4 protein-coding genes are annotated in these 3,527 nt (G+C 59.1%); 1 reads left to right on the top strand and 3 read right to left on the bottom strand.

The window, feature by feature from the left end; translation table 11 throughout:
* Together RTS12_RS20380 and RTS12_RS20375 are read right to left on the bottom strand one after the other, a co-directional pair.
* The coding region (locus RTS12_RS20380) for an AMIN domain-containing protein (protein WP_312531929.1) at positions 1-639 on the bottom strand (639 nt) is incomplete at its 3' end.
* Positions 636-1,772: an aminotransferase class I/II-fold pyridoxal phosphate-dependent enzyme gene (locus RTS12_RS20375; protein WP_312531927.1), complete on the bottom strand. Its 1,137-nt coding sequence runs from the start codon at positions 1,770-1,772 to the stop codon at positions 636-638. The genes RTS12_RS20380 and RTS12_RS20375, both read right to left, overlap by 4 nt.
* 126 nt (positions 1,773-1,898) lie before the next feature.
* Between RTS12_RS20375 and RTS12_RS20370 the strand changes: the two genes are divergently transcribed.
* On the top strand, positions 1,899-2,657 hold the full coding sequence (locus tag RTS12_RS20370; protein ID WP_312531925.1) for a DsbA family protein: 759 nt from the start codon (positions 1,899-1,901) through the stop codon (positions 2,655-2,657).
* A gap of 110 nt (positions 2,658-2,767) precedes the next feature.
* Here RTS12_RS20370 and ispG read toward each other — a convergent pair.
* Positions 2,768-3,527 (bottom strand): (E)-4-hydroxy-3-methylbut-2-enyl-diphosphate synthase (ispG, locus tag RTS12_RS20365; protein ID WP_312531923.1); only part of this gene is annotated, 760 nt, incomplete at its 5' end.

Genomic DNA, 3,527 nt, shown 5'->3' with positions numbered 1-3,527 from the left:
GCCATGGCCCGGATCAACTGCAATCCTCAGCTTGCGACCCTCGATCGTCGCGCGCGGTTTGGCTGCGGGAACCGTGCTTTCAGGAAGATCCCAAAGCGCCGAAAGCGCATCAGGACGCACGACAAAATTCTTATCCTTGACCGGCTCGATGCGCAGATGGATGGCCGAACCCGGAGATCCGCCCTGCCCGTCAGCCGCGTTTACGGTCGCTTGCGAGGATTGCACCATGCCATAGGGGCCAGCCAGCTCAACCACGAGCCGCGACCAGCCCGCACGGAATTTCCCCCAGCGCAGACCCGGCACCAAATCCGCCCCCGTGATCTGCGCGGGCTGCGTCGTGCCAAAATCAAGATCTTGAAAATCAATGATCAGCCGAGGCGGCTCTGCCAGAAAATAGGTGCGAAACGGAACCGCGCGCGTCGTCGCAAGGCGAATATCCAGCGGGCGCGGGCGACCACGGTCACGACCCTCGGCGGTGATTGCGCTTTGTGCAAGATTGATCTGGGCGCCCTCATCGCTGGCGCTGTTCGCGGTGACATCGGGTGCCACCTCTTGTGCGCCCAACGCCTGCACACCGCCCGCAATCGCCAACCCAAAAGCCAGCGCCCCGCCAAGCATTACCCCCCGCATCGCGCTCATCTTTGCGCCATATAGCGGGTCAGACGCGCCAGACCTTCGGCGATTTCCTTGGTCGAGCGTGCATAGCTGAAACGCAGCGATTTTGCGCCGCGAACCGGATCAAAATCCAACCCCGGCGTGACCGCCACGCCCGCGCCCTCAAGGATCTCGGCTGCAAAGGCCAGACTGTCATCCGTCAGGTCAGAAACATCGGCATAGATATAAAACGCCCCTTCGGGCGGCGCGATCTTGTGAAAGCCCGCATTAGGCAGTTCTTGCAGCATCAATCGGCGGTTTTCGGCGTAAACCGCCAGATTGGCCTGTGCCTCATCATGGCAATCCAGCGCAGCAAGTGCGGCAATCTGGCTGGCATGTGGGGGGCAGATGAACATGTTCTGGGCGATCCGCTCGATCGTGCGGATATGGCTGGGCGGAACGATCATCCAGCCAAGACGCCAGCCCGTCATGCTGAAATATTTCGAAAACGAGTTAATAACGAAAACGTCATCAGTGACTTCAAGCGCGCTGTGGCAGCTCTTGCCGTAGTCCAACCCGTGGTAAATCTCGTCCGAGACCACCGCCATGCCAAGTTCTGCGGCACGGGTGGTCAATGCGGCCAGCTCTTCTCGGGTCAGGACCGTGCCTGAAGGATTGCCCGGCGAGGCCAGGATCAAGCCCTGGACGCCCTCGGGCAGTTCACTGGGTTGGGGCTGAAAGCGGTTCTCGGCTTTGGTCGCGATCCCGACGGGTTCGACCGACATGGCCCGCAGGATCTGCCGATAGCTGGGATAGCCCGGCTCACCCAAAGCAACCTTGTCGCCCGCGTCAAAAAGCGCTGAAAATGCCAGAAGAAACGCACCAGATGAGCCGGGCGTGACCACGACGCGGGCCGGGTCGATCTCGACATCATACCAGCGTTTATAAAGCTTCGCGATGCCTTGGCGCAATTCTGGCAGACCCAGCGCGACCGTATAGCCCAGGGGTTCATCAATGGCCCGAGCAAGCGCCGCACGCGCACCCGCAGGCGCCGGCGTCGAAGGCTGGCCCACTTCCATATGAATGATGCTGCGGCCTTCGGCCTCGGCGCGGCGTGCCGCCTCCATCACATCCATGACGATAAATGCGTCAACCTGCCCGCGTTTTGACTGTCTCATGGCCTGTCCCCTTTTGGGGTTTCTATCCCAAGACAGCCGCCTCGGGTCAAGCGATCACGCAGAGGTGGCCTTGAAACCATGCGCCATGACGGGCATTTTCGCCGCAACAACTAAGGGAAGCCTACCATGAAAGCCATTTTTGCCGCGGTCGCCCTAAGCGCCGCGACTGCCTTGCCAAGCTACGCCTTTGATCCGGCACAGATGACGGATGACGAAAAAGCGGCTTTCGGCGCTGCAGTGCGCGACTATCTGATGGAGAATCCCGAAGTGATGGTTGAAGCCATCAACGGGATGGAAGCCCGCCGCATCGCACAAGAGGTCGAAAACGATCAGGTCCTGGTCGCCAATAACAAGGACAAGATCTTTGCCGATGGTCACAGCTGGATTGGCGGCAATCCTGATGGCGACATCACGATGGTCGAATTTGTCGATTACAAATGCGGCTACTGCAAAAAGGTAAACCCCGAGGTCGAGGCCTTGATCAAAAGCGATGGCAATATCCGCTTTATCCTTAAGGAATTCCCGATCCTTGGACAGGAAAGCGATCTGGCCGCGCGCTTTGCGGTTTCAGTACAGCAGATCTCTGGCCCCGAGGCCTATAAAAAGGCCCATGACGCCCTGATGGCCTATCGCGGTCCGGTCAATCTGGAAAGCCTTGGCAAAATGGCGGGTGAGCTGGGCCTTGAGGCGCAGCCGATCATCAACCGCATGAACACCGAAGATGTCAGCAATGTTCTGCGCGAGAACCGCCAATTGGCGGAAAGCATGAGCATCATGGGAACGCCCACCTTCATCATCGGCCCCGAGATGCTGCGCGGCGTGCCGCAATCGGGCATGGCAGGCGCGGTCGAAATGGCACGTAAATCGCAAGCCGATCAGGGTTAATTGAGCCGGCCAGTTGAACGGCCTTACTGAAAACAGCTCAGGGGCGCGCCAATGGCACGCCCCTTTTTCTTTTGCCAAACATCAATGGCGCAACCACGCCCATGGCCAAGTTATTCCGCCGCTGCCGCCTCGGCCTCGGCTTCTGCCTGAGTGATCTTTGCGGCGCGCTCTTCGACCAGGGAAACGATGTGATCGATCATCTTTTCATTGGACAGTTTATGATCCTGCTTGCCCGCCATATAGACCATGCCGGAACCAGCACCCCCGCCGGTAAAGCCGATATCGGTCATCAATGCCTCACCCGGCCCGTTCACCACACAGCCAATGATCGAAAGGCTCATCGGGGTCTTGATATGCTCTAGCCGCTTTTCAAGCGCCTCGACGGTCTTGATCACGTCAAAGCCCTGTCTGGCGCAGCTGGGGCAGGAAATGATCTGTACGCCACGGGTGCGCAGGCCAAGCGATTTCAGCATTTCGAAACCGACCTTGACCTCTTCGACCGGATCGGCTGACAGCGAGACGCGAATGGTGTCGCCAAGCCCCATCCACAGCAGGTTGCCCAACCCGATTGCGGATTTGACCGTGCCAGATACCAGCCCGCCCGCCTCGGTGATGCCCAGATGAAGCGGCGCATCAGTCGCATCGGCCAATTGCTGATAGGCAGCAGCCGACAGAAACACGTCTGACGCTTTGACCGAAATCTTGAATTCGTGAAAATCGTTGTCCTGCAGCAGCTTGATGTGATCAAGGCCGCTTTCGACCATGGCCGCGGGACATGGCTCGCCGTATTTCTCAAGCAGGTGCTTTTCAAGGCTGCCCGCATTAACGCCGATACGGATCGAACAGCCGTGATCTTTGGCCGCCCTGACC

Origin of the sequence: Paracoccus sp. (in: a-proteobacteria) (assembly GCF_032007265.1) — a bacterium.
Taxonomy (GTDB): Bacteria; Pseudomonadota; Alphaproteobacteria; order Rhodobacterales; family Rhodobacteraceae; genus Paracoccus.
The sequence above is the reverse complement of the archived record's forward strand: the minus strand, read 5'-3'. Positions and strand labels throughout refer to the sequence as shown.